Annotated in this window: 29 protein-coding genes; 13 read left to right on the forward strand and 16 right to left on the reverse strand. The window is 70.6% G+C overall.

All coding sequences use genetic code 11. From position 1 onward, the window contains the following. Positions 1 to 71 precede the first annotated feature (71 nt). From AOQ37_RS10705 to AOQ37_RS10775, 15 genes are all read right to left on the reverse strand, one after another. The gene (locus tag AOQ37_RS10705) at positions 72 to 1,148 is read right to left on the reverse strand and encodes a DUF8094 domain-containing protein (RefSeq protein ID WP_510185327.1); all 1,077 of its coding nucleotides are present in this window, start codon (positions 1,146 to 1,148) and stop codon (positions 72 to 74) included. Between the two features lie 6 nt (positions 1,149 to 1,154). After that, entirely contained in the window at positions 1,155 to 1,664 is a 510-nt protein-coding gene (locus tag AOQ37_RS10710) for a hypothetical protein (RefSeq protein ID WP_062643684.1), read from the reverse strand. A 158-nt stretch (positions 1,665 to 1,822) separates the two neighbouring features. Next, complete coding sequence (locus AOQ37_RS10715; RefSeq protein ID WP_062643686.1) at positions 1,823 to 2,794, reverse strand: hypothetical protein; 972 nt, start codon at positions 2,792 to 2,794, stop codon at positions 1,823 to 1,825. Next, a complete protein-coding gene (locus AOQ37_RS10720; RefSeq protein ID WP_199824979.1) occupies positions 2,778 to 3,557 on the reverse strand; it encodes a hypothetical protein in 780 nt (259 codons plus the stop codon). Before AOQ37_RS10720 ends, AOQ37_RS10715 begins: the two co-directional genes overlap by 17 nt. A gap of 213 nt (positions 3,558 to 3,770) precedes the next feature. Beyond that, positions 3,771 to 4,688 (reverse strand): hypothetical protein, encoded by a 918-nt coding sequence (locus AOQ37_RS10725; protein ID WP_062643691.1) that lies wholly within the window; start codon positions 4,686 to 4,688, stop codon positions 3,771 to 3,773. After that, positions 4,678 to 4,848 (reverse strand): hypothetical protein, encoded by a 171-nt coding sequence (locus AOQ37_RS40405; RefSeq protein WP_159401332.1) that lies wholly within the window; start codon positions 4,846 to 4,848, stop codon positions 4,678 to 4,680. Before AOQ37_RS40405 ends, AOQ37_RS10725 begins: the two co-directional genes overlap by 11 nt. Positions 4,849 to 4,958: 110 nt before the next feature. Further along, positions 4,959 to 5,525, reverse strand: coding sequence for a hypothetical protein (locus AOQ37_RS10735; protein ID WP_199824980.1), 567 nt, complete (start codon positions 5,523 to 5,525; stop codon positions 4,959 to 4,961). Next, positions 5,522 to 7,057: a VirB4 family type IV secretion system protein gene (locus AOQ37_RS10740; RefSeq protein ID WP_062643693.1), complete on the reverse strand. Its 1,536-nt coding sequence runs from the start codon at positions 7,055 to 7,057 to the stop codon at positions 5,522 to 5,524. Before AOQ37_RS10740 ends, AOQ37_RS10735 begins: the two co-directional genes overlap by 4 nt. A gap of 28 nt (positions 7,058 to 7,085) precedes the next feature. After that, positions 7,086 to 7,547 carry a DUF6238 family protein gene (locus AOQ37_RS10745; RefSeq protein WP_062643698.1) on the reverse strand — a complete coding sequence of 154 codons (462 nt, stop codon included), beginning with the start codon at positions 7,545 to 7,547 and terminating at the stop codon, positions 7,086 to 7,088. 94 nt (positions 7,548 to 7,641) lie between these two features. Continuing rightward, entirely contained in the window at positions 7,642 to 9,114 is a 1,473-nt protein-coding gene (locus AOQ37_RS10750; RefSeq protein WP_062643700.1) for an SCO6880 family protein, read from the reverse strand. A gap of 81 nt (positions 9,115 to 9,195) precedes the next feature. Continuing rightward, entirely contained in the window at positions 9,196 to 10,569 is a 1,374-nt protein-coding gene (locus AOQ37_RS10755; protein ID WP_062643702.1) for an SCO6881 family protein, read from the reverse strand. Between the two features lie 36 nt (positions 10,570 to 10,605). After that, entirely contained in the window at positions 10,606 to 11,292 is a 687-nt protein-coding gene (locus AOQ37_RS10760) for a hypothetical protein (RefSeq protein ID WP_062643704.1), read from the reverse strand. Beyond that, complete coding sequence (locus AOQ37_RS10765) at positions 11,292 to 11,600, reverse strand: DUF6112 family protein (RefSeq protein ID WP_061334899.1); 309 nt, start codon at positions 11,598 to 11,600, stop codon at positions 11,292 to 11,294. Before AOQ37_RS10765 ends, AOQ37_RS10760 begins: the two co-directional genes overlap by 1 nt. A 247-nt stretch (positions 11,601 to 11,847) precedes the next feature. Next, positions 11,848 to 12,216 (reverse strand): hypothetical protein, encoded by a 369-nt coding sequence (locus tag AOQ37_RS10770; RefSeq protein ID WP_062643706.1) that lies wholly within the window; start codon positions 12,214 to 12,216, stop codon positions 11,848 to 11,850. A gap of 74 nt (positions 12,217 to 12,290) precedes the next feature. Further along, entirely contained in the window at positions 12,291 to 13,424 is a 1,134-nt protein-coding gene (locus AOQ37_RS10775; protein ID WP_062643707.1) for a C40 family peptidase, read from the reverse strand. A gap of 515 nt (positions 13,425 to 13,939) precedes the next feature. On the opposite strand from AOQ37_RS10775, the gene AOQ37_RS10780 reads away from it, so the two are divergent. Beyond that, entirely contained in the window at positions 13,940 to 14,695 is a 756-nt protein-coding gene (locus AOQ37_RS10780) for a DNA-methyltransferase (RefSeq protein ID WP_062643709.1), read from the forward strand. 151 nt (positions 14,696 to 14,846) lie between these two features. On the opposite strand, the gene AOQ37_RS10785 is transcribed toward AOQ37_RS10780, so the two are convergent. Further along, a complete protein-coding gene (locus AOQ37_RS10785) occupies positions 14,847 to 16,097 on the reverse strand; it encodes an IS701 family transposase (protein ID WP_062643710.1) in 1,251 nt (416 codons plus the stop codon). A 283-nt stretch (positions 16,098 to 16,380) separates the two neighbouring features. Here AOQ37_RS10785 and AOQ37_RS10790 point away from each other — a divergent pair, with 283 nt between their 5' ends. From AOQ37_RS10790 to AOQ37_RS10845, 12 genes are all read left to right on the forward strand, one after another. Next, a complete protein-coding gene (locus tag AOQ37_RS10790) occupies positions 16,381 to 16,923 on the forward strand; it encodes a DUF4913 domain-containing protein (protein ID WP_062643712.1) in 543 nt (180 codons plus the stop codon). Continuing rightward, the gene (locus AOQ37_RS10795; RefSeq protein WP_062643714.1) at positions 16,920 to 17,405 is read left to right on the forward strand and encodes a hypothetical protein; all 486 of its coding nucleotides are present in this window, start codon (positions 16,920 to 16,922) and stop codon (positions 17,403 to 17,405) included. Before AOQ37_RS10790 ends, AOQ37_RS10795 begins: the two co-directional genes overlap by 4 nt. 18 nt (positions 17,406 to 17,423) lie before the next feature. Next, on the forward strand, positions 17,424 to 18,122 hold the full coding sequence (locus AOQ37_RS10800; RefSeq protein ID WP_062643715.1) for a hypothetical protein: 699 nt from the start codon (positions 17,424 to 17,426) through the stop codon (positions 18,120 to 18,122). Between the two features lie 17 nt (positions 18,123 to 18,139). After that, the gene (locus AOQ37_RS10805) at positions 18,140 to 18,889 is read left to right on the forward strand and encodes a hypothetical protein (protein WP_062643717.1); all 750 of its coding nucleotides are present in this window, start codon (positions 18,140 to 18,142) and stop codon (positions 18,887 to 18,889) included. A gap of 181 nt (positions 18,890 to 19,070) precedes the next feature. Continuing rightward, positions 19,071 to 19,385 (forward strand): SH3 domain-containing protein, encoded by a 315-nt coding sequence (locus AOQ37_RS10810; RefSeq protein ID WP_062643719.1) that lies wholly within the window; start codon positions 19,071 to 19,073, stop codon positions 19,383 to 19,385. A 93-nt stretch (positions 19,386 to 19,478) separates the two neighbouring features. After that, a complete protein-coding gene (locus AOQ37_RS10815; RefSeq protein ID WP_062643721.1) occupies positions 19,479 to 19,955 on the forward strand; it encodes a hypothetical protein in 477 nt (158 codons plus the stop codon). Then, entirely contained in the window at positions 19,952 to 20,395 is a 444-nt protein-coding gene (locus tag AOQ37_RS10820) for a hypothetical protein (protein WP_062643723.1), read from the forward strand. The genes AOQ37_RS10815 and AOQ37_RS10820 overlap by 4 nt, the downstream gene beginning before the upstream one ends. Positions 20,396 to 20,405: 10 nt before the next feature. After that, a complete protein-coding gene (locus AOQ37_RS10825) occupies positions 20,406 to 20,819 on the forward strand; it encodes a hypothetical protein (RefSeq protein WP_062644412.1) in 414 nt (137 codons plus the stop codon). 41 nt (positions 20,820 to 20,860) lie between these two features. Next, positions 20,861 to 21,703: a winged helix-turn-helix transcriptional regulator gene (locus AOQ37_RS10830; protein WP_062643725.1), complete on the forward strand. Its 843-nt coding sequence runs from the start codon at positions 20,861 to 20,863 to the stop codon at positions 21,701 to 21,703. Next, entirely contained in the window at positions 21,700 to 22,218 is a 519-nt protein-coding gene (locus AOQ37_RS10835; RefSeq protein ID WP_062643727.1) for a hypothetical protein, read from the forward strand. The genes AOQ37_RS10830 and AOQ37_RS10835 overlap by 4 nt, the downstream gene beginning before the upstream one ends. A 44-nt stretch (positions 22,219 to 22,262) precedes the next feature. After that, a complete protein-coding gene (locus tag AOQ37_RS10840; protein WP_107085170.1) occupies positions 22,263 to 23,450 on the forward strand; it encodes an MFS transporter in 1,188 nt (395 codons plus the stop codon). Positions 23,451 to 23,485: 35 nt separating this feature from the next. Next, entirely contained in the window at positions 23,486 to 23,788 is a 303-nt protein-coding gene (locus tag AOQ37_RS10845) for a hypothetical protein (protein WP_062643730.1), read from the forward strand. The last annotated feature ends 33 nt before the right edge of the window (positions 23,789 to 23,821 follow it).

Consider the following 23,821-nt stretch of genomic DNA (forward strand, 5'->3'; position numbering starts at 1 on the left):
GAAGCGGGGACGTCGGGAGGCCATCAGGGGAGCGCGGCCCGTCAGGGGTGGTGCGTTTACACGCGGTCCGGTCAGGAGGCGACCGGGGGGCCGGAGGCGTCGGTGCGGGCGCAGGTATAACCGATCAGTCGGGACTGTTCGGCCTTCGCGGGGACGATGGCGGCGTCGTTGCACACGAACGTGTACGTGATGGAGGTGCGGGGCACGTCGTGGAGCCAGGCCCGGTCGTCCTTGCCGGGGTTGATCTGCAGGCCGGAGTGCGCGACGGCGTCGGTCTGGGTGTGCGTGTGGGAGAAGAGGATCAACGCGCCGCCGTCGGTGGTCCTGAGGGCGTAGGCGTCCGTGTAGCGGTTGGCGGCGCCGGCGAAGACGGTGGTGCCCTGGTTCCCGTAGCGGGTGCCGGTCTTGTCGTGGACCTCGATCTGCCGCTTGCTTGCCTTGGTCGGTGCGAAGACCTTCGTCCCGGTGATCGTGCCTCCGGTGGCGAAGTTGTCGAGCACGGCTGCGCGTAGCAGGTCGGCGTCCGCTGCCAGCTGCTTGTTGCCGGCGGCGGGAACGGCCGTCGCGTACCCGTCCCGGTCGAGGGCGATGTCCGGCAGCTTCTGGCTGTCCAGGTCGACGACAAAGACCATCTCCCAGCGCTTGTGCTGGGGGCGTTCGGCGAACACTGCCAGACGCGAGGGTGCCTTGCCCTTCTGATCCGAGAGCGCGGCGGCGAACCAGCGGTCCTGCCCCGCTTCCAGGCGCGGGATGTACAGCTCGGCGTATGCCGAGTCGTAGGACCACGGCTTGTACGGCTTGCGGTCCGCTGCGGGAAGCCCTTCGGTCTCGGTGTAGTCCGAGATGGACATCGCGTACAGCGGGCCGTCCTCGACCGTGTCGAGCAGGCGCCGGTCGCGGTCGGTGTTGGCCTCGTTGTTGATCTTGGAGTAGTGGGAGATCTGGGCGAGGGCCTCCTTCTTCGTCAGTGCCGGCTCGGCGGTCGGGGTGGGGGAGGCGCTGCTGCGGGTGGCCCTGGCTGTGGTGTCGGCGTCCGGGCTGCCGGAAGTGGCGCAGGCGGACGCGGTCAGCGCGACGGATACGGCAGGGAGCAGGAGGGCGGTGCGGCGTGCGGAGGTGTGCAGGGGAATCAGGAGGCTCCGGGAAATAGCGGGTTAGCGGGTACGGGATGCGGTGGAGGATGCGGTCGGCGGGGACGGCGCGGTCACGGCCGGTGTCGCTCGGGTGTCGGCGGCGGCACGTAGTTGCTTCGCGGCGCGGGCGAGGCAGGTGCGGCTTTCACAGAGCCGGTCCACGAGACCCGGGTACGTGGAGGCGATCGCCCGGGTGCGGGTGGGACCAGGTGCTTGGTGGGTGAGGTCGGCGAGGAGGCCGAGGTGGTGCACGGCCGAGCCGAGGGCGGCGAGGGCGGCGCTGGTGGGCTCGGCCGCTTGGGCGAGCGCGAGCGTGGTGCGGCGGTGGGTGGCCGTGACGCGGGTCGGGTAGCGGGCGGCGGCCCGGTGGCGGAAGGCGCTCTCGCCGACGAGGTAGGTCAGCAGGCTGGCCAGGTGGCGGACTTCGTCGTCCAGGATCTCGCTCAGGGCGGGGTCCGGTTGGATCTGGTCGGGGAGCGGGAGGTGGTCGGCCACGGTGTTGAGCCGGTCGGCCACGTCGTGCAGCAGCATCCGCTGGTCAGGATCGGACAGCGGGAACTCCAGGAGGGGTGGGGGCGTCTACCGCCGTGCTGAGGACGGCGTGCCCGCGGTCGGCTGTATGCCGGGCGCTGCTGTGGGCGGGCGGGTCGGTGGGCCCTCGGAGGCGGACAGATCGGTGCGGGACGCGGTCATGGGTTCCTGAGGCGCCGGGCGGCCTGGCGGTAGCGGGGCAGGAGCCGCCGGGAGACCGTGTGCGCGGCGCGGACTGCCTCGGCGGGGACTGCGATCGCGTGCGGGGCGTTGTCGTCGCCGAAGTAGTCGTGGGTGATGCCGTGCAGGGACAGCGCGCCGACGAGGACCTGCCCGCGGTGCAGCGGGCGGTCGATCACGACGAGCTCAAGGCGGCTGGGGCCGGTGAGGATCGCGGCGCGGGGAACGCGGAATTGCATCCAGGCACTGGCCAAAGACGCGTTGTCCCACAGGTCGTCGAAGAAGTCGAGCTGGCTGTCCGGATCGGCGAAGTCGGTGATGCAGGAAACCCATTCGCCGGGCAGACGGTGACACAGGCCATGGGCGAGGGACTCCAGATCGCTGCCGGAGGTGGCGATGCGGACGGCCTCACGCTGTGCACGGCGGTACTCCCGTTGCTGGTTGTCGCGCCACAGTTCTTCGACGCGCTTGCCCGCAGCGGGAGAACCGGCGTCCGCGAAGATGCGGGGCAGGTGGTATTCCACGCCGATGCCTTGTCGGTCGGCATCGGCGAGGAACCGCGTGAGGCGGGCCGGAACGTCGTGGTCGTACCTGTCGTGGAGCAGGATGGAGCCGAAGACGCCGCGTGGGCGCCAGAAGCCGTGGTCGGTAAGGAGGGTGTGGGCTGCCGCGGGGGCGTCGTTGCTGGTGAGGGCGATGACACCGATCTGGTCGTGATCGCCGAGGCTAATGGCGGGCATGGGCTTGTCTGCAGGTCCGTCAGTGTCGAACAACGCCAGGCTCGTGCGAGTGGAGTTGATGTCGGACGACGAGGCTCCGGCCGGTGACCCGCCATCGTCCGGGACGTGGCCGGTGTGGTCGAGCAGTTCGAGGGGCTCGGAGGTACTGCGCAGTTCGAGGTGCTGCTGCTGCGACCGGTGCGGCGTCGATTGTTCAGCGGGTTCTGGCACGGGGACCTCGTGGTGTCGGGAGGGCGGGGGCTACATCGCTTGTCGCCGTGGGCGGGTATTTCTTCGATCTCATGGCAGCCTCGTGACCTGGCAGTACCCGTCGTCGGAGGTCTGCTCGCGCAGGCGGAGCCGTCGACGGAGCGTCGGGGGCGGCGAAGGGGTGTGTGCCACCGACGAGAGAGGGGCGGCCATCGAGTTCGTCGAGCCAGCTCAGAAGTTTGGGCAGGTTCTTGTCGGGCCCGAACGCGAGGTAGGTGCCGTCGGCACTGTCGCAGCCGAACCACTCGGCTATTCCCAGCCTGATCCGGGAGTTGACGCGGCCCATGTGCACGCCTTTGCCGCGGGCCTTCGCCTCGCGGGCCAGCCGTTCGGCGACGGGGCCGAGTTTCCACTCGGTCGATCCGGCCAGGAACAGGACGTCGAAGTCGTCCCAGGGCAGCAGCCCGGGTGCATCGCAGCCGTCCTGGGCCGCGTAGGCCGCGGGCACGCCGAGTTCGCGGATGCGGGCCAGCCACGGCAGGGACTCGGTGAGGGTGCCGGCGGCGTCGAACGGCTGGTCCGGGGCGAGCGCCCACAGGCAGCGATCCGGCCCGTACCGTTCAACGGTCCGGTGCAGCCAGGCGAACCATGCTTGGGCTCCGGGCCAGTAGCGGCCCTTGCCGTCGCTGCCGAACTTGGAGTTGTCACAGGCATACAGCGCACCCTCGGGGATCCGACTGCCTTGCGCCGGGGTGGTCATACAGCCGATGCGTCCGGCGCTCATCGCGGCCCGAATCTCAGGCCCCGAGGGAGTGCCGAGATAGCGCACCGTGGACCTCCCCGGAGGCGACGCCGACCGCCGTCCGGGCCACCTGCTGGCCGGGCGGAAGTCCACGAAGTGGGGCTCGCGGCTGGTGGACCTCGTCATCCCGGGAAGGCGGCACGTTCCTGGTCTGTGAGCTGGGCGAGGGCGCAGTGAGCGTCGGGTGTGCCTGGTTCACCGTGTGCGGCCGGGCACGGGGGTGGTCGCCGTCGGTGGCCCCGGGCTCGGGCCCGGAGGGAGACCGGCCCGGGTGGTCCGGCGCGCGGGGGCCAGGGCACGCATGCGGTCGACAGCGGTGTGCAGGTCCTCGCCGAGACTGCGCAGGGTGGCCGCCGCGTCCTGAAGGTCGTAGTGGAGGTCGAATCCGTCGTCCTGCTCGGATTCCTTGGCCTTTTCCGCGGCTGCTTCGAAGAACTCGCCGAGCCGTTCCAGCAGGCCGCTGGTGGGGTCCAGGATCTGGTGCAGCAGGGCGGCGGCGTCCGCAGGTGACTCGGTGGCGTTGAGCCGGTCGGTGAGAGCGAGGAGTACGTCGCCGTAGACGAAGGCGCGGTCCGCGTTGCCGGAGACGTCCGCGGGCTCGGGGGTGCGGAGCGCCGGCTCGGCGGCGGACACGGGCGTACGGGCGGTGGGCGAGGAGGGAGTTGGCAGCTGCCCGAGCTGCGCGAGGCGATGGTCGATCGCCTCGATCAGGGGCTGGACGCTGCCGCCCTGCCGGGCTTCGGGCCGCTGGGGTGCACCGGGGTCGTCGCAGGGCGCCGAGCCGTAGAGGACCTCGAACAGCGACGGGTCGTCGGGGTGCTCGTGGGTCGCGATCCAGCCCTCCGGATTTCCCGGCGGGCGGTCGGAGGGGGGCTCCTGCGGCGGACCGATGATCAGGTGACTGCCGTCGGGGAGGGATACGCGCACGATGTAGGCGCTGAGGCCGAACTCGATGTCGCACTCCAGCCCGCGCTCTCGCAGTGGCGTGGTGATGTGCGCGTGGCGGCGCCACAACTCCTGCCACCACGAGGTGTCCACGTTGCGGTGGTCGGGAAGCGGTGCGAGCGCAGCCGCGCTGCGGGCCTCTGGAGTGTTCTCCTGGTCAGCGGCCACGGTTCCTCCTGCGGGAGGCCGGCGCGTGGTGGGACGGAGGTGTCCGGCGTGCGGGGTCGGCTTCGGGCTTCGGCACGGGAGCGAAATCGAGTTCGTAGTCGTCGTAGGCGGCGATCAGGTCGTGTTCCATCTGGGCTTCGCGTTCGGCGACTTGTGCCATGAGGTCGTCGTGCTCGGCCTGGCACTGCTGGTAGTCGGCCCATTCGGCGTCGCTGAAGTGGGCGGGGCGGTTCAGAGGACTCCTTGAAAGGGGGTGGGGGCGGTCCCGGATCAGCGGTGGCGACCGCCCGGTTTGGGCGGCGGTACCGGGCTCTGGCGGTGGGAGGGCGTGAGGAAGAAGGGGTGGAAGTCGAGGTGGTCGGTGAGTTCCTGCACTGCGTTACCGAGCGCCTGTGCCGCGCGCCGCAGACAGGCACGCGCCGTCGCGTGTTCGACGACCATGCGGTTGTCACGGAGGTAGCTGTCGTTCTCGCTGTGCGGCCGGGGCGGTGAGAGCGCGGTCTGTGCGGTCTCGGCGAAGTGCGGTATGGCCTGGCTCGACAGGGTGACCGCCGACGCCAGATGAGCGAGGACGGCGCTGCCGGCACGGTTCGTACTGGAGGTGGTCCGGGCGAAGTCCGCGGTCAGCTGGACGACATCACGGGCGAGCGTCTGTGCGCCGGTGGCGTGCTGGAGAAGCGCGGTGTAGGACGGCGAGGCCGGGACGCGACCGGTGTCGTCCAGCAGCTCCCACTGCTCGAACGCGCCGGAGAGTTTGCCCCTCACGGCGTTGAGCGCGTCGATGAGGTGGAGCGTGGTGGCGCGCGGGATCAGTTCACGCCGGATATCAGGTTTCATGAGTCTTTTGCGGCTTTTGTATGCATGCGGGCGTCGGTGTCGAAGAGCGCCAGCTCGTATGCGTGCAGGAGGTGCTGCACGATGAAAGATCGTCCGGCGACTTTCCACAGGCCACGCCCTCGGTTGAGGTGGGCGATGGCGTCCATTTCGACGGAGGTCAGGCCGAGAAGCGAGGCCGCGGCATGGAGTTGGTCGGTCTCCTGACGGTAGATGATGCGGGTGCTGCAGTCGGCGAGGAGGCCCTCGGCCAAGGCCCGGCCCTGTGATCCGGCGTCGCCGGCGGTGAGCAGGTCAGACAGCCGGTGGATCACCATGAGGTTGGCGATGCCGAGGCCGCGGCTGAGCTTCCACTGGGCCTGCATGCGCTGCAGCAGGCCGACGTGCCGCATCAATCGCCACGCCTCGTCGTACACGATCCAGCGCCGGCCGCCGGACGGGTCGGAGAGGACGGATTCCATCCAGGCGGAGGCGCAGGTCATCGCCAGGACGAGGGCGGTGTCGTCGCCGGAGCCGCCGAGCCGGGAGAGGTCGATGGTGAGCATCGGTGCGTTCGGGTCGAAGGCGACGGTGGAGGGGGCGTCGAACATGCCGGCCAGGTCACCGTGGACGAGGCGTCGCATGGCGTGGGCCAGGTCGCGTGCGGCGTCGCCGAGTTGGCCCGACATCACCCCGGCGGCCTCGTCGAGCGCACTGGGGTTGTTGAGGGTGGCGGCGACATCGCCGAGCAGCGGGGTGCGGCCGGTGGCGGCGGCGCGGGTGACGACGGCGTCCAGGGCGACGTCCAGGGCGGTGTGCTCCATGGGCATCAGGTCCCGGCCCAGGACCGTCCGGGCCAGGGAGCCGAGCAGGAGCAGGCGCCGTTTGCGGATCTCGCCGACCCAGTCGTCCTCGGAGACGCTCTGCGGGCGCGGGGCCGCGTCCAGGGGGTTCAGCCGTCCGGGCAGTCCGGGGCCGAGAGCGACGGACCGGCCGCCGAGGGCTTGGGCCACCGGCGTCCATTCGCCCTTCGGGTCGCACGGGACGTAGACGCGGTATCCGAAGGCCACCGAACGCAGCGCGAAGGACTTGGCGAGTGCGCTCTTGCCCTGGCCGATGACCCCGGCGAGCAGGAGGTTGGGGTTGGTGAATCCCTCGACCTTGCCGTACAGCGCGAACGGATCGAAGACGAAGGACGCTTCCGCGTGTACGTCGCGGCCGATGTAGATGCCCTCCGCGCCGAGTCCGCCTTCGGCCAGGAAGGGATAGGCGCCAGCCGCGACCGCGGTGGTCATGCGGTGGGCGGGCAGCTTCAGCCGGTTGTGACGCGCGGAGGCTGGTCCGGGACGTCCGTTCGGTGGGTAGAGCGCGGTGGGCATCTCGTGGGCGGCGGACGTGCTCTCGCTCTGGTGGGCACTGGCTTTAGCGCGGGCCTTGGCGGTGGCCTCGGCGAGCTGGCGACGGGCGGCCTTGCGGCTGGCACGGTCCGTGCCGTGGGGGGTGAAGAGCGGGCTGGCGGAGGCGCGGCGGGCGCGGCGGGCGGGCCGGTGGTTCATAGAGGGCCCTCGTTTCTGCGGGTAGTGCTCATCGCACGCAGGCTGTGGTGTGCGGGCGGAGGTCGGTGGGGGTGGTCTTGCGGCGGATGCTGTGTCCGGCGGCGAGGTGGCGCTGGCAGATCGTGAGTAAGGGCGGTCCCTCGGGCAGCCGCTCTGGATGGCATGCGCTCGTCTCGGCTTCTGCTGAGGTGTTGTTGGGCAGCAGGTGGAAGGCGGAGTGGACCTCGCTGGTGGCCTGCCAGAGGCGGGTGTGCGCGGTGGCGAGGCGGCGGCCGGCGGCGGGGTGCGCAGGCCGGGTGTTTTCGGCGAGCCGGTCCAGGAGCTGGTGCAGGGCGGTGAGGTGGGCGTGCAGCACGTCAAGGTGCACGCGGTCCGCCGGCCGGGGCGGATTCGCGTCCGACGGTGCCAGGGCCCGGGTGTGGTGGCGGACTCCGGCGCTCGCGGCGCGAAGGTAGGGGTGCGCGTCGTCCGGACGCGTGGGAGTGGTCAAAGGTGGTGGTCCTTCCTGCCGGGAGGCAGGGGCGGTGACGGATGATCGAAGAGCGGCGGGCGCCACGGCGCTGACCGGCGGGGACGGGCCCGGCTCACAGGGCGGTCCGGGCGAGCGGGAGCGCGGTGAGGGCGAAGGCGTCCGGCTGCTGGTAGTTGAGCCGTCGCAGATCGACCCCGGAGGTGACGGCGTGGGTCTCGACCTGTGCGCAGGCGGCGTCCAGGAGGGCGTCGGTCTCGGCGGTGACGGTGACCAGGCCGGTGAGGGCCACGTCGGCATGTCCGGCGATGAGCTGGCGCTCACGCTGCTTGACGTCGGCGTACTCGACGGAGTCTTCCTCGCTGTCGACCTGTCCCCGGCGGGCCCGTTCGTTGGCGTCGGCGATGATCGCCGCTTTCTTCCGCTGGACGTCTCGCAGCGCGGACTCGAGTCCCTGCGGCACGTATATAAGGGAGAGGCTGCGCCGCACGCCGGCCGTGAACATGATCCCGTGCAGGAACCCGGCCCCCATCTCCGTCCTCGGCCAGTTCTCCACCCAGTACGTCGCGTGCCGTGCGCTGTCGGTGGCGAGCCGGTCGTACTCCTCGAACTGGACGACGGGCCCTGCGGCTGCGGGATCGGCCTCGGCGCGGCCGGTCTCGGACCACTGCTGGAGGGCGGCGAGCGCCTTTGGGTCGTAGGCGGTGCGGATAACGGCGGCGATCTCCCGCGCGCTCAGCCACCCGGTGACCTGGAGCCCGGCGTTACGGGCGGCCTGGGCGATGGACGCGGTGGTCTGCTCCATGACAGTGAACGCCCCGGGCAGCCCTCCGCCGGCCTGGTTGATCAGGCGCCGGGCGGCCTTGAGGTCGAGGGAGATGGCGAGGTAGGTCTCGTGCGGGGCGGCGGCGGGGCCGGCCGAGGCGACCAGCTCGGAGTAGATCTGCCCGGCCACCGGGGTCTGGGGCTGTCCGTTGTGGGTCCAGTGGCGGGTGAGGGTGTCGCCCGAGTCGGGGACAGTGCGTTCCAGCACCTGGACGGTGGCGACGTGCCCGGTGCGGGCGATGCCCGCCAGCGCGCGGCCCCAGCTGCTCACGTTGTGGTTCTGGGTGGCGGGGTCGAGGAGGGCGAAGGCGCGGCTGCTCACGCGGGCGATGGCGGTCAGGGTCTGCTGTTGCGGGTCATGCACGGCCGCGGCGCCGTTGGCGGAGTCGCCGGGGGTGACCACCTTGAGGGAGGCGGTGGTGCCGGGCAGGTGGAGGATGCCGTCCTGCCGGGGCCGGGTGACGGGCCGGGCGAGCCAGAGGGTCTGGCCGGTACGGCGGCGGTGCGCGTAGCGGGCGACGATCGGCGCCCAGTCGATGAGGGAGCGGCCGTGTCGGCGGATCGCGACGAGCGCACCGGATGCCGCCCACAGCGGGGCCAGGGCGACGGCGCCGAGCAGTCCGGTGGAGACCACCGTCATCAGCAGGAGCGCCAGTGTGCAGGAAGTGAGGACGAGTTGGGGCAAGGAGAGGCCGAGGAGGATGCCGCGGCGGGACCGGTGCGGGAACTTCACCGTGACCGGGGCGACGGAGAGATCAGTCAAAGGGGCGGGTCCTGGAGACGCGGGGGAACCCGGGGGCGGGAGGTGCAGCGCACGTCCCGCCCCCGGCGGACGGGCAGGGGATCAGAGGCCGGTCGGCGGCGGAGGTGAGGCCGACCCGCTGGACGTGGCGTTCTGTGAGCCGGAGGGAGGGGGTGCGCCCTGCGGCGGCGCGGTGGTGGTCGGCGGCGCGGACTGCCATCCGCCGCCCTGGCCGGAGGCGGCGTTCGCTCCGGACCCGCCCGGCCCTGGGCTGCCGCCCACGTGGCCGCTGGTGTCGTCGGACACGCTCGTCGGTGCAGGCTGGACGGCTTTCTCCAGACCGGACTTGACCGCGTCGCCACCGGGCGAGATGCCCGTTCCGCCGTCCTGCGAACCTTCCTTGCCCTCTCCGCCGCCGGTCGGGTTGGTGGCGACGTCGCCGGGGAAACCGCCACCGCCAGCGGCGTCGGGGCCCTGTGGTGCGGCGCCTGCTCCGGCTGCAGCGCCACCGGTTCCGGCAGTGGCCGCAGCCGCGGCGGCCTTACGGGCGGCGTTCTCGGCATGCGCCTTGGCGATCTGCGCTCCGGCGCCACCGGCACGGTGGATGGACTCGCCGTCGGTCCCGTCGGCAGCCCAATGTACGAACTTGAAGACGGCGTACGGGCACAGCAGCACCAGGATCATGATCACGATGCCGGACATGACGTCGGCCAGAGCGGCGATGCCGTCCTTGGCCTCGGTTTTGCCCATGGCTGCGATGCCGAGGACGAAGATCACGGTCATCAGGAGCTTGGAGACGACGAGCGTGGCGGTGGCCTCGATCCAGCCCTTGCGCCAGCGCCGCGCGACCTCCCAGCCGCCGCCGGCGGACGCGAAGACGGCCAGCGTGACCATGACGAGGATGCCGACCTTGCGGACCATCATCACGCACCAGTAGAGGAAGGAACCGACGGCGGCACCAAGGCCGGCGACAACCGCAACGAGCCAGCCCATCCCGGACAGGCCCGCGATCTGGTTGACCTTCACGATGCGTCGCACGGCCGACTCGATGTTCAGGTGGGCGGTCTTGAACAGGCCGTCGCTGATGGCATCGACCACTTCGACGGCGACCGTGGTGAAGGCGATAGCGCAGAAGGCGAACAGGACGCCGCTCATGGTGCCGGTGAACGCTTGTGCCAGGGCTTGTCCGTCGCGTCGGACGGCGGCCCGGACCAGCTGTGCGCAGAAGGTGGCGACCAGCAGGACCAGGCCCAGCGGCAGCAGCATCTCGTAGTTGTCGACGAACCACGACGCGTTGAGGTCGACCTTCGTGGTGGTGTTGACGGCCTCGGCCGCCAGATCGGCTGCGGCGGCGGCCAGTTCACCGGCGGACTTCGCCATCCAGTCACCGATGGCCTTGCCGGGGTCCGAGGCGAAATCGACTGCGTCGCCGACGGCGCACAGCTTGTCTGCCAGGGGGAAATCACAGAAACCCAACGGGAGTTACTCGTCCTTTCGTATCTCAGGCGCGGGTCACTGCGTGACGCTCGGTGCGATGGCGGCCAGGGTGCAGCCGTGATTCGGGCGGCACTGGACGGCGAGGGTCACGGCCCGTTCCTCGGCCCCTCCGCCGCCCTTCTTCCAGGCGATCTGCTGCGTGCCGTTGACGGTGACGACGTAGATGTACGCCTCGGTGATCGCGGACGGGTCGTCGGCCAGCGCCTGCTTGAACGCTGAGGGGTAGTGGCCCTCGGTGACGCTGGCAGTGGCGTGCTGGTCCTGGTCGGCTATCCGCGACCACAGCAACGGATCGGGCACTTGGCCGGAGACAGAGGCCCAGTCGGCGTACTTGGTCTCCGTGGTCATCCAGGCGCGCATGCCGGCGAGTTGCTGGGCGCGGCTGGTGTCGCGGGTGTCGTAGGACCACAGCATCTGGGCCGCCGCCTTGGCGTAGGCGACCGGTTCGGCGATCTGCGGAGGCTGGGACACCGACCCGGATCCGGAGGAAGGCTTGGGGGCGGCCTCGGAGGAGGACGGGCTGCCACTCGGGGCGGGCGCGGCGGTGTCCGGGGCCGGGTGGCCGTTGCCTCCGCCAGTCAGCAGGGCGACGATCCCGGCGATGGCGAGCAGGACTGCGACGGCGGAGGCGACGATCACGATGCGCCGGCTGGCCGGCCAGCCATTGCCATACGAGGACAGGGAGGGGAGTCGTTTCTTCATCAGTGCACCTGCGACCCGAGGGTCGAGAAGAACGCGACGATGCCGTTCGCGGCGCCCAGGCCCAGGGCGGCGCCCGCGGCCACGACCGCGCCCTTCTTCCCGTTGGCCTCGGCCTGGTGACCGCCCGTGTGGTGTCCCCAAGCCCACACACCGAGCGATACAGCGAGGGCGCCGACGACGGCGATGATGCCGAACAGGTTGATCGAGTTGACGACGTTCTTCAGCACGCTCAGGCCGGGCAGGCCACCGCCCGACGGCGTGATGCCGGGATCGTAGGCCAGGTACTGCACGGTTTCGAGTAGGGGCAAGGAGGCTCCTTGGGCACGCCGAAATTCGGCGCGCGGGAATCACAGAAGGAAAGGGAGGAACGAGGCAGCGCCTCGTAGAAAGGGAGGGCAGACACCGTGGAGGCACGGGCTGGCCCGGGCGGCGTCCGCGAAGAGACGGCATCGCTCGCACGAGGACGCAGCAGATGCCGCGCCGAGGCTGCGGACCGAGCCGGTGCTCCCAGCGAAGGCGCGTTGACTCAGGGGCCGAACCGGCTGTGGGAGACCCCTACTTCGGGATCGGCGGCTTCGGAGCGGGGTTGGTCTTGTACGGGTTCGCGCAGTTGTAGATCATGTAACCGCGGCCGATTTTCTTGCCGTCCGACTTCCGGGTGACGGTGCCGCGCGTGTACCAGGTCTTCTCGGCCTTCTTGTAGACCCACTGGTCGTAGACGACCTTGTCGTGCCTGTAGCCGATGCCCAAGACCGTGGACGTCTTCGACGGTGCCTTGCGCACCTTGACCGCACTGCAGCTGATGGTGGTGGTGCCGGTGTCGTACGCCTGTGCCGTGGAGGCGGTGGCCAGGCCGCCGGCGGCGACGGCCAGGCCCACAGAGGCTGCCGCGAGGGCACGCTGGGCGCGGTGGCGGGATACCAAGAAGATGCTCCGTACTGATTAGGGGAATCTCGGTCAGATATGGTGCGCCGGGGCCCCTTGCGCCCCGGCCGGTGTCACAGGACGCGGCGGGCGGCGAGAATTGTCCAGTCCTTGATCGGAGTGATCCGGACCGGCTTGGTGGTGCGCGGCGCTTCGATCACCAGGCCCTCGCCCATGTACATGCCGACGTGCTCAGGGCGGGCGGCACTGCCGCGGCTGAAGATCAGGTCGCCGGGCTTGAGTTGGGCTGGCGAGACCGCCTTGCCCTCGTTGACCTGCGTGTACGTGGTGCGGGTGAGCGTGACGCCTGCATGTGCGTACGCCTGCTGCATCAGGCTGGAGCAGTCGCAGCGGCCCATCGGGTCGGGGCCGTGAGCGTTGGTGCAGGTGCCGCCCCACTGGTAGAGCGTGCCGAGCTGGTGCATCGCCCACTCGATGGCCGTGCGCGCCTTCGGATCGGCGTCCTTCGGGATCGCGTAGCCCTTCGGAACGCTTCCCTCGGGGATACGGCCGAAGCCGGAACCGTCCTGGCCCGGAGCACAGCCGCTCGTGCCGGTCGATGCTTGCTCGCCCTGGTCTGCGTCCTTGCTGTCCGCGTCGGTGCCGCCGCCCGGGAAGGTCTTGGCGATGGCATCCTGCAGCGCGGTGGCCAGGCTCTCCCACTGCGCATACGCGTCGGGGTAGGCGGATCTCTGCACGGCTTGGGCGGCCTGGGCGACGGTCATCTGCTGCCAGCCACTCACCTTGAGCAAGTGCTTGTAGAACTGCTCGGAGGCGTAGACCGGATCGCGGATCTGCTGGGCACTGCCCCAGCCCTGGGAGGGGCGCTGCTGGAACAGGCCGAGCGAGTCCCGGTCCCCGTAGCCCAGGTTGCGCAGCCGGCTCTCCTGCATCGCGGTGGCGAGCGCGATGATCTGTCCCTTCCTGGGGACGTCGAGGGAGAGGCCGGCGGCCACGATCGTCGCCGCGTTGGGGACTTGTTCGGCGGGCAGTTCCAGGCCCTCGACGTGGACGTTCTTGCCGGACGCGCCGTTGAGGATCTTGGTGACCTGCTCAGCGACCTTGCCTGTGTCGATGTCGGTGAGGCAGCTGCTGAAGGAGCTGCTGCTCTGCACGGCGTCGGCGGAGGAGGCCAGCATCATGCCGGTGCCGGCGATCAGGATTGGGGAGAGGAAGACGACGCCGATGCCGGCGGCGAGCGCCTTCAACCGGAGCGGATCGCTCGCCGGTCAGGGCTTTCGGGCGTGGGTGGGTGGCGAGACGTCATGAGCGTGTCCTTCGGGGTGCAGTGTCCGGCCGTGCCGCGTGCGCGAGGCGTGATGGGAAGGGCGCGGCGGCCGGGGTGGGCGATCAAGGCGGGCCGGTGTGGGCGAGTTGCCGCTCGCTCCGCGTGGCCGGGCGGTGAGCTAGGTGTGCTGGGGCAAGGGGGTACCTCCGGGAGGTGGGGCATGGAAGTAGCCAGCGGCGGTGTGCGCCGGGCGGTTCAAAAACAGTAGGCCCAGATCGGCGGTTGACCAAAAAGCTGGCGTGAGGTATCGGAATCCGGCACCTCACGCCAGCTTTTTGGTCGTCGGCGTTTTCGCCTCTACAGTTTTTGGACTCCCCCCTCGCCTTCCTCGTTCTGCGGCCCTGGGCTTCTGCATGCCCACTTCCGGCCCGCGAGGATTTCTGTGCGAGGCGGTGAGTCCTCTCCGCGACTCTGCACCCGAATAGGGGTTCCTCTTTGCCTTTTTCCCTGCACCAGGGCGACGCCCTCAATGTTCTCGCCGGCCTTCCGGGCGGCTGCGTCGACTCCGTCATTACCGATCCGCCGTACAACTCGGGCGGTAGGACCGCGAAGGAGCGCACCACCCGCTCCGCGAAGCAGAAGTACACCTCCGCCGACGCCCAGCACACCCTGCCGGACTTCACCGGCGAGAACATGGACCAGCGCAGCTACGGGTTCTGGCTGACGCAGATCATGACCGAAGCCCACCGCCTCACCAAGACCGGCGGGACCGCGCTGCTGTTCACCGACTGGCGTCAACTCCCGATCACGACGGATGCGATCCAGGCTGCCGGGTGGCTGTGGCGCGGGGTACTGGCCTGGCACAAGCCGCAGACACGGCCCCAGAAGGGCCGGTTCACCCAGAACTGTGAATTCATCGTCTGGGCCAGCAAGGGGGCGATCGACGGCTCCCGGAACCCCGTCTATCTGCCCGGCATGTACTCGGCCTCGCAGCCCTCGGGGGCGAAGCGTCAGCACATCACGCAGAAGCCCGTCGAGGTGATGCGCGAGCTGGTCAAGATCAGTCCTGAGGGCGGCACTGTGCTCGACTTCTGTGCCGGCTCCGGCTCCACGGGGGTGGCCGCTCTGCTGGAAGGCAGGGACTTCATCGGCGTGGAGAAGACCGAGCACTACGCGGCGATCGCGGCTGACCGGCTCACCGAGACGATCCGCGAAACCCTCACGCAAGACGACGTGGTTCTCACCGACTGAGCCGCGAGCGCGCTTCCCGTCAAGGCGACCGGCGCCCTAGTAGGGCTTGGTCAGGTCCGTATCGGTGTGGGTATGTCGCGGTGGCAGGTGGGGCAGGCGCCGGCCCAGGCGGCGAGAAGTGTCTGGAGTTCTCGGACGACTTGGTAGAGGCTCAGACCTGCGCCGCGTCTTTTGGGTCTCGTGCCAGTCGTTGCAGGGTGCAGAAGGCGTGGGCGGCCGAGACGAGGGTGACGTGGTGGTGCCAGCCGCTCCAGGTGCGGCCTTCGAAGTGGGCCAGGCCCAGGGCCTGTTTCATCTCGCGGTAGTCGTGTTCGATGCACCAGCGGAGCTTGACCAGCCGGACCAGGGTCGCCAGCGGCATGCCGGAGGGCAGGCTGGAGAGCCAGAACTGCACGGGTTCGGGTTCGGTGGCCGGCCATTCGGCCAGCAGCCAGCGTTCGGGCAGTTCAGGACCGTCGGTGGCCTGGCGGACGCCGCGTCCGGCCGGGCGGATGCGCAGAGCCACGAACCGCGAGTAGAAGCGTTTGAAGCCGCTGATTCCTCTGCCCGGGCGGGAGCCTTCTCGCCAGGACACCGGCCTCGCGGCCGTCCTTCCGGCCGCGATGACCAGGTCTTTCATGGTCTGTGCAGGCTCGGGATACTGCATCTGCGGTGGCCGGCCGGTTCCCGCGTAGGCGGGCTGGACGGGCCGGGCGTCGGCCGGGTGGGCGGTGTGGCGGGAGGAAATGCCCACCGCGTAGGGCAGGTTGCGTTCTTCCAGGCCGTGGCGGAAGGCGGCGGCGTCCCCGTATCCGGCGTCCGCGACGACCAGCGGGACGTCGATGCCCCACGACCGGGTCTCGTCGATCATGTCCAGGGCCAGCTGCCACTTCTCCACATGCCCCACCCGGTCGGGGATGCCGCAGCGGTCACGGCGGGCGACCTTGACCGCGTCCGCCTCCGGCGAGTCGGGATCCCACGAAGCCGGCAGGAACAGCCGCCAGTTCACCGCCGCCGAGGCATGATCCCGGGCCAGGTGCAGCGACACCCCCACCTGGCATTTGGTGACCTTGCCCGCGGTGCCGGTGTACTGCCGCGACACACACGCCGAGGCGTCCCCGTCCTTCAAGAAGCCGGTGTCATCGACGATCAATGCCTCCGCCCCGATCGCCTCGTGCATCCGCCAGGCCAGCCGGGCCCGCACATGCGCCGGATCCCACGGGCTGGAGGTGATGAAGTGCGCCAGCGCCTGACGGTTGCCGTCCTCACCGAGGCGGGCCGCCATCGGCTCCACCGACTTGCGCCGCCCGTCCAGAAGCAATCCGCGCACATACGCCTGCCCCCACCGCCGCTGATCCGCACGGAAGAACCCGTCGAACAACTCCGCCGCGAACGCCTCCAGGTCCTCCCGGACCCCGGCCATCTCCTCAGGTGTCACACCACCCCAACGACACCCGCACACCAACAGACACGCCACTCACGAGTGAAGCTGACCAAGCCCTACTAGTGGCAATCCGGCGAAGTGGACTTGTCACCCGTCAGCGGTCCGAGCATTGCCGCTTCCGTCTTCCTTACATTCCGCGTCTCGTAGGAGGCCCAACTTCTTCATGCCCGAACCCATAAAACCCCCTGACGATGGGGAGTTGGAGCCGGTACGCATTCCCGATCCACAGCTGGAAGGAATCGAGGCGAGCGTCCGACGGCTTATGGAGCAGTCGGCGCAACAGGCGCAGCAACTCGACCACCTCGCGTCCGCCCCGGAGCCGAGCGGATCGCCGTTCGCCGCGTTCGGCATGCCGGGGCTCGGCGGGCCGCTTGCCGCCGGTCCGCCGGAGCCCCGCCCGATCCTGGAACTCGACGGGGAGGAACGCGAAGACGAACTCGACGCCTTGTCGGACTGGATCGACGACTTCTTCCTCCCGGTTTACGGGGCGGAGGTCACCACCGCAGCGCCCTGGTGCCTGCAGTGGCAGGAGCACGATGATGTCGTGGCCTGGCTCCACGCCCTGTGGCTCGCCTACCAGCAGCACAAGGACCCCGAAGCCGGATTGAGCGGCCTGTTCGTGTGGCACCGGGACTTCCTCACCCACGCCCTTGCGGCCGTCCGCGCACCGGGCGGGCCGCTGTCGGCCTGCATGACCTCTCCCGACCGGCCCGCGCACCGTCTTCTGCCTGGCCCGCCGCCGTCCGCGCGCACGGAGACGGCGGCCACGGCGGAAGCCGACGGGCCTGCAGAGCCGACGTCATGACCGCGGGACAGGGACAGCCCGCCTTCGGACTGAGCTTCGACCCCCGCGCGCTGACCGATCTCCTCCAAGCCCCCAGCGATATCCGCGACCTCACCCTCGCCTACCTGCAGGAAGTTGTGAACGCGCAGCGCTTCGGACTGCGCCTCGACGGTGACCTGGAGGGCTACCGCAAGCTGTTCGTGGACTCGCGCAAGGACTGGCGCGTCGTCTACGGCGTCCGCCCGGCGCCCGCGGAGTCCGCGCATCCGAAGGAGATCCACGTCGTCGCGGTCCGGCCGCGTGCGGGCAACGACGTCTACGACGAGGTCGGCCGCCGCCTGGGGATGACTCGCCGGCCGCTGAGCGCCCGCACCCACGCGGCCCGCTCCCGCTCCCCGCAGCTGACCACCCGCACCCCCGCGCCCCGGCCCGGTCCACCGCCCACCGCACTGCCGGGTCTGCCCCGTCCCGCACACAACCCCGCGCATCACCACACCCGCTGAACGCACGGAGCCTCGCCTATGCCCCCTGAACCCGCGCCGACACCAGCCCGGCGTGCGGTCTCCCCGCTCGACCACCGCCTCGAAGCCGCCACTGGCCACGACATCGACACCCTGTGGGCCTACCGAGACCGCGGCATCCTCGACGAGCCACACGCCCACCTGGTCGACCAGCACCGCGAGCTGGCCAAGACCCAGACCGGCGTCACCTTCTACCTCCGCCTCCTCAACCGCCTTTCCAGCGGCGAGTTCGACGTCGATGGCGCCCTGTTCACGCGCATCGACCGCACCGTGGACCAGCTGGAGGAGGCCGCCGAAGCGCGGGACGCCGCCGCCGGGAAGGTACTCGCCGTCCTGGAGCCCATCGAGGCCGCCGCAGCGGCCCCGGCGCCCAGCGCGCAGCAGCTTTCGACGGACGACCAGGCCGCGCTGCTCGCCATCGCCGGCGGCGCCAAGCTCTACGAACACCTGCTGACCGGCCGGATATCCGTCACCGCCGCCTCCGGCACCCGCATCCCACACGCCAAGCTGCAGCGACTGGAGGACGCCGGCCTGGTCGTACGGGATACCGGCCACCCCGTGCACGCCGGCCAGCCGGTCGCACTCACCGACGCCGGACGCGCCGCGCTGTTCGCCGCCCGGCGGACCCCAACGACACGGGCACCCACGCTCCCGGCTCGCCCCGGCACATCGCCGTCCACGCCGGTGCAGCGGCGCTGAACTCCACCGAAAGGCCCTTGTTGCCCCCTACCGAACCGGCGCCGGCCCGGAAGCCCATCCCTCAAGTCGACTTCGAGCTGGACGACTTCGATGCCGACGAGGAGATGTACCTCGACTTCTACCGCCAGGTCGCCGTCCACGAGGACATGCTCGTCCCCCTCGCCGCACACCACACCCCCAGCGGCGCGCACAGCTACTACGTCCTCTTCGACCGCACCGCCACCTGGGGACACCCTGGTATGCCGCAGCTGCTTGCCGTGCATCTGCAACGGGACCGAGAGAAGCGGACGTTCACCTTCGAGCAGGCCGGCGTGCCGCTGCCCGCGATGGCGCAGTCCTGGCTCGTCCACCGTGGCTGCCCGCAGGACGCCATCGGCCTCGACCCCGAGCTGGGGCCACCGCCGGCGGACGAGGCGACTCGTGCGCTGGAGCGACGCCTTGCGGGCGACGGCGATCACTACGCCATGGGCTACTCCTACACCTGCGACGACCCGGACGACATGGTCACTGTCGTTGCACTGCGCGCCCTGGATGAACGAGCGCCCAGCCCGTTTCGCGTCGTGGTCGAGGAGGTCGACACCGACGCGTGGACGCACACCCTGCGCGAGGGCGGCTTCGACACGGTGGGCGAGGCCCTGCAGTGGTGCGACGACCGGCTTACCGGCGAGGCCGGCCCCCTGCCGCCGGTCCGCCCGGCAGCGGCAGTCAGCCGCCCGGCCGTCCTGCCGAAGGCCCCTGCTCCGCGCCCGCCTAGCCGCTCGCGCTAAACGCCGGAGCCCACGGGCGCGGCGCAACATAGCCGACGATCGCCGGTTAGCCAAACCGGCGATTCTCAGGACTCTTATACAGCCGCCGGGACAACTCCCGCGGCGCCATGCCACGCAATCCCTATGCCTTCACGGAGGTTTCTTCCGCATGCGCTCCACTCGAATTGCCATATCCGCGGCGATGCTCGGCACGCTCGCCCTGCCGGTGCTCTGCGCCACCACCGTCAGTGCGGCACCCGCCGCGGTATCTGCGGCCTTCGCGAGCAGCTGTTCGTCCCTGCCGCCGCTGCCGTACAAGGTCCACGCGTCGGCTGTGACCATCCGGTCCAAGGCCACCACGAAGTCCACCGCGCTCGGCGTGCTTTACAAGAGCCACAAGTTCACCGTGCACAAGAAGAGCGGCAACTGGCTCTACATCACGGACAGGTCGACCGGCGTCAAGGGCTGGGTCTCCGGCACCTACGTGTACCGCGACACCCGCATGTGCCTGGACTGACAGGCATTCAGCAGGAAAGCGACTGGGCCGCCGGGCACGGACGCCCCTCACATTCCCCCAGGCATCGGCCCTTCCAGAACAGGAGTTTTCCTTTTGTCCGACGGTATATCCGATGACGCTGAGGATGTCGTGGGCGTGCTCACCGAACGGATCGAAGCGCACTTCGCCATGGGCATGGACCAGCTGAAGGCCGCGGTCGTCGCCGCGCCGACCGCGAACCCTGAGGCCACCGACGTCGTCAAGTGGCACGGCCTTCTCGTCCAGGCGCAGTCCGTGCTCGACCGCGCGGAGGACGACCTCCTCGCCGCGCTGGAAACCCAGCCCAGCGAGGTCGACGACCCGACGCTGGGACTCGCCCACTGCGTGAACGCGGCCGTGACCACACGCGACGGCCGGGCCCTGGTCGTGCGGTGGCTCCTCGACCCGGACGCTCCGGGGAAGAAGGACCTCGCCGCCGAACGCCTTGCCCGTCTGCGCCCCCGAACCGGGCCGGCGGTACACACCAGCGCTCCCCACCGACCCGCGGGCACACCCGCGTCGGCGTGGCGGGCGGGAAGGCCCGTCCGATGAGCCGGGACAAGGCAAGCACCATGGACGGCGACCTGCAGAAGGTCTTCGGGAACCCGGTTCCCGAACTGTGCGAGGCGGCTGTCGGCCACGATGCCTCGCCCGCCCTCGCCCGTGCCCTGGAACTGCGCTCCTTCCTGGCTCTGACCGAGGAACAGGTCGCGCGCGTCCGCGACCGCGTGCACGCGGACATGGATCCGGACCGCGACATGGGCGAACTGTCAGCGGACAAGCTCCGCTTCGACGCGCAGTGGCTGGAGGCGGCGCTCGATGCCCGCGACGGCTACCGCGCAGCCCTCGGCGAGCTGCTGCGCACCATGCCTGCGCCCGACCAGCGGGCCCGCCCCGTCCGCACGGCACAACTCAAGATCACCGCACCCCTGCCCCCGTCCGCCGCCCCGACACCCCCGCGTGCCGGGGCGGCCCGGGCCCGCCGACCGTGAAAGCTCCCGCTTGTCTCACCTCACGTCCACCGAGGTAGCCGGTCGGATCGAGGACCTGTACGGCGCGCCGCTCGCCGACCTTGAAGCCCGCGCCAAGGACCAGCCGCCCGGCATGCTCTCCGCCCTGCTCGGCATGCACGACGACCTCGCCCTCGCCGAGCGCAGTATCGATGTCCACCGCGACCACCTCGCCCAGCTCATCCACCCCGAGCGGCAGATCGGCCGGCACGAGGTCTCTCACCTTCTTGATGGCTCCCGCCGGCTCGCCGAGGCAGTCGCAGTCCGCGACGTCCAGGCCAAGTCGGTCGCCGCGGTTCTGCAGAGCCTGGCCCGCGTCCCGGCCCCGGCGCCGTCCCCGACGACTGCTTCGCCGCCCGTTCCGGCTCCACCTCTGCCGGCCCAGAGCACGGCTTACAGCCGCTGATCCGCTGGCGATTCCCTTTACTTACTCAGGAGTTCCTCCCCTTGGCCATCACCGCTCTGCCCCCCGACACCGACGCCGACATCGCCCGGGTCAGTGAGGCCCTCGCCATGATCACCCCGCGCTGGAATGTGAGGATCCTGCTGGCACTCTCCGGTCCGCCGCTGCGCTACAGCGAGCTGGCGGCCAAGGTGTCCTGGCTGCAGAACGGCCAGCTCCACCCCAAGCTCAAGGCGCTGTGCGACGCCGGGCTCGTCGAGCGCACCGAACACACCGCACGGCATGTGACCTACGGCCACACCGAGCGTGGTGCTGCCCTGCTGCCGGTCTTGCCGTTGATCGTCACCTGGGCCGAGGAGCATCTGGAGAAGGCGGACCGTCCGTTGCCCGCGATCGAGCAGATCGAGGACAGCCTCACCCTGCTCACCCGGCGGCACGCCGCCGCCCTCCTGTGGGTGCTCAAGTCCCGCGAGGAGGTCAGCGGGCGGGCCCTGGCTCGGATCGTGATGCCCAGCAGCGACTGGACCAACGTGTACCCGCCGCTGCGGCAGCTGGTCGCCGACGGGCTGGTCGACACCGAGGGCCTCGGCCGGCCCTACCGGCTGTCCGCGGCGGGCGATGGCCTGGGCCCCGTTCTGGGCGCCCTGTCCGCATGGTGTGCCGGACAGCCCCTCAGCCAGGCGGCCCAGCACCCGGTCTGGGGGCACCCGCAGGCGAAGCCCGCGCCGAGGCCGTGGGTCAGCAGCCAGTCCCGGCTGGCCCCCGCGGCGCTCCCGCAGGCCCGGACGGGTGAGTTCTCTCCGGCGTGGCACAACCGCGATCTCTTCTCCCACGCCTCGCCCGCCCGCCCGAAGGCGGCCATCCAGGCGGGAGGTCCGCGCCGATGACCACCCTCTTCACCCCTGCCGAAGTACGCCACGCTGTCGAGCTGCTGGCGTCGCGCTCCTTGATCCGACTGGTCACCGAGATCGACGACAACGGGGCGATACCACCGCGGCGGCTGGCCGCTACCCTTCCCGACCTCTCCTCGCACCAACTACGCCGCGCTACTGAAACGGCTCACGCCCACGGTCTCGTCCGCGTTGCGCCCGGCGCCGGTCTGGAACTCACCGAGCAGGGTTCGGAGTTGGCCGACCTGTACGACGCGGCTGCGCGCTGGGCTCGACGCCACGCCTTGCCGGCACCGGTTTGCGAGTTCAGCAGTCGCGTCCGCCACGTCCTCGACCGCCTGGCGCGCTCGCTCGCGACCGAGCGCGCCGACGGCCTCCCGCGGCCGTTCGCCGAGCGACTGCCCAGCGACGAGGCCGAAGGGGACCTTGTTCGCCCCCGAACCCTCCTGATCCAGTGGCTGGCCCGCGATCCCCAGATCACCCGGGTGTCCGAGCCCGAGCCGGCCGCGTGAGCACAGCGGCTGCACCCCCGCGTGGACGCCACAGCGCCGGGCTGATGCGCAGCATCTACCTGCCGCGCACGGCGGACGCCCTCGCGTTCGCGATGTCCACCTACGGCATCCCGCTGCTGGTCCTGGCCACCACGCGCTCCCCCGCGCTGACGGGCGCCGCGTTCGCCCTGGAGTGGATCCCGCGGCTGGCGGCGTTCGGGTGGGCCGGATCCATCGTCGACCGGCGCGGGGCGGCCGTCGTCTTCCACCTCGCCTCCCTGGGGCGCGCGCTGGCCCTCGCCGCTGGCGCGGTCCTGCTCCACTGCCACCCGTCCGGCACCGTGGCGACCGCAACGGTGATGGTGCTGGCGGCGACGACCGGCGTGCTCACCGAGTTCAGTTACATCGCGGCCGAAACCGCGGGCGCCGCCGCCGGCCGACGGGCAGGAAAGCGGGCCCACCGCGTCCAGGCGGCCCTGCTCGGCATCGACCAGACCGCGACCCTGGCCGGCCCCGCCCTCGCCGGAGTGCTCCTGCTCGCCGGGCCGCCGACGATGCTCGCGGTGATCACGGTGCTCTCACTTCTCGCCGCGATGCTCGCCCTGCGCACACCCCCCTCACCCGTTGCCCCGTCCCGCGCGCCGAAGGGACAACCCGGCGCCGGACTCCTCACCGGGTGGCGCACCATCCGCTCGCTTCCGGCGCTCGGCTGGCTGGTGACCGGGCTGACCCTGTCCAACCTGGCCACCGGACTCCTTCAAGCGGCCGGTCCGGTAATCGTTGTCAAGCACTTCGGGCAGTCCACCACGGCCGTCGGCCTGGTCTGGTCCGCAGCCGCCGCAGCGACGCTCCTCAGCGTCACGCTCTGCCGCTTCGCGCTCGACCGGCGGGGCCTGTGGCCGGTCGGCGCCGTCTGCGCAGCCCTCGCCTCGCTCGCCTGCCTCGCCGCCGCCCAGGCCCCCGACTACCTGTCCTACCTAATCCTGGTCGCGGTCCTCATGGCGGCCGACGGCGGCATGACGGTGGTCCTGCGCACCTTGCGCTCCCGCCTGATCCCCCCGGAGAAGTTCGCCAGCACCCTGTCGGCGACCATCCTCGTCCTCCTGCTGCCCTTCCCCGTCGCCGGCGTACTCACCGCGCTCACCCCGCCCGACGCGCTGGGCCACGTCATCACCGTCTGCGCCGGCCTGCAGGCCCTCGGCCTGCTGTACGCGTTCGCCCGCCTGCGCACCGATCCCGCCCTGCGCACCTGACCCTGCCGCGCTTTCCCCAGCCTGTGGAGAACCTCATGCCCACCACGATCCTCGGGACGAACCGCGCGAGCGGTCGCACCATCACCGAACAGTTCCACGCCTTCGACGCACACAATCCGCACGTCTACCGCGCTCTGGAACGCATGGCCTCCCGCCGCCTGGCCGCCGGCGCCACACGGGTCAGTTTGAAGGACCTCTTCGAAGACCTGCGCCGCCAACTCCCGTACGGCGTCGCCGGGCTGAACAACAACTTCACCGCCCTCTACGCCCGCCGCCTGATCGACGACCACCCCCACTGGGCCAGCGTGTTCGAGCTGCGCCGCCGCCGCGCCGCCTGAGGCACCCCGTTCCCTTCCCTCGTCCTGCCGCCT

Source organism: Streptomyces maremycinicus (assembly GCF_001184025.1).
GTDB classification, from domain to species: Bacteria; Actinomycetota; Actinomycetes; order Streptomycetales; family Streptomycetaceae; genus Streptomyces; species Streptomyces maremycinicus.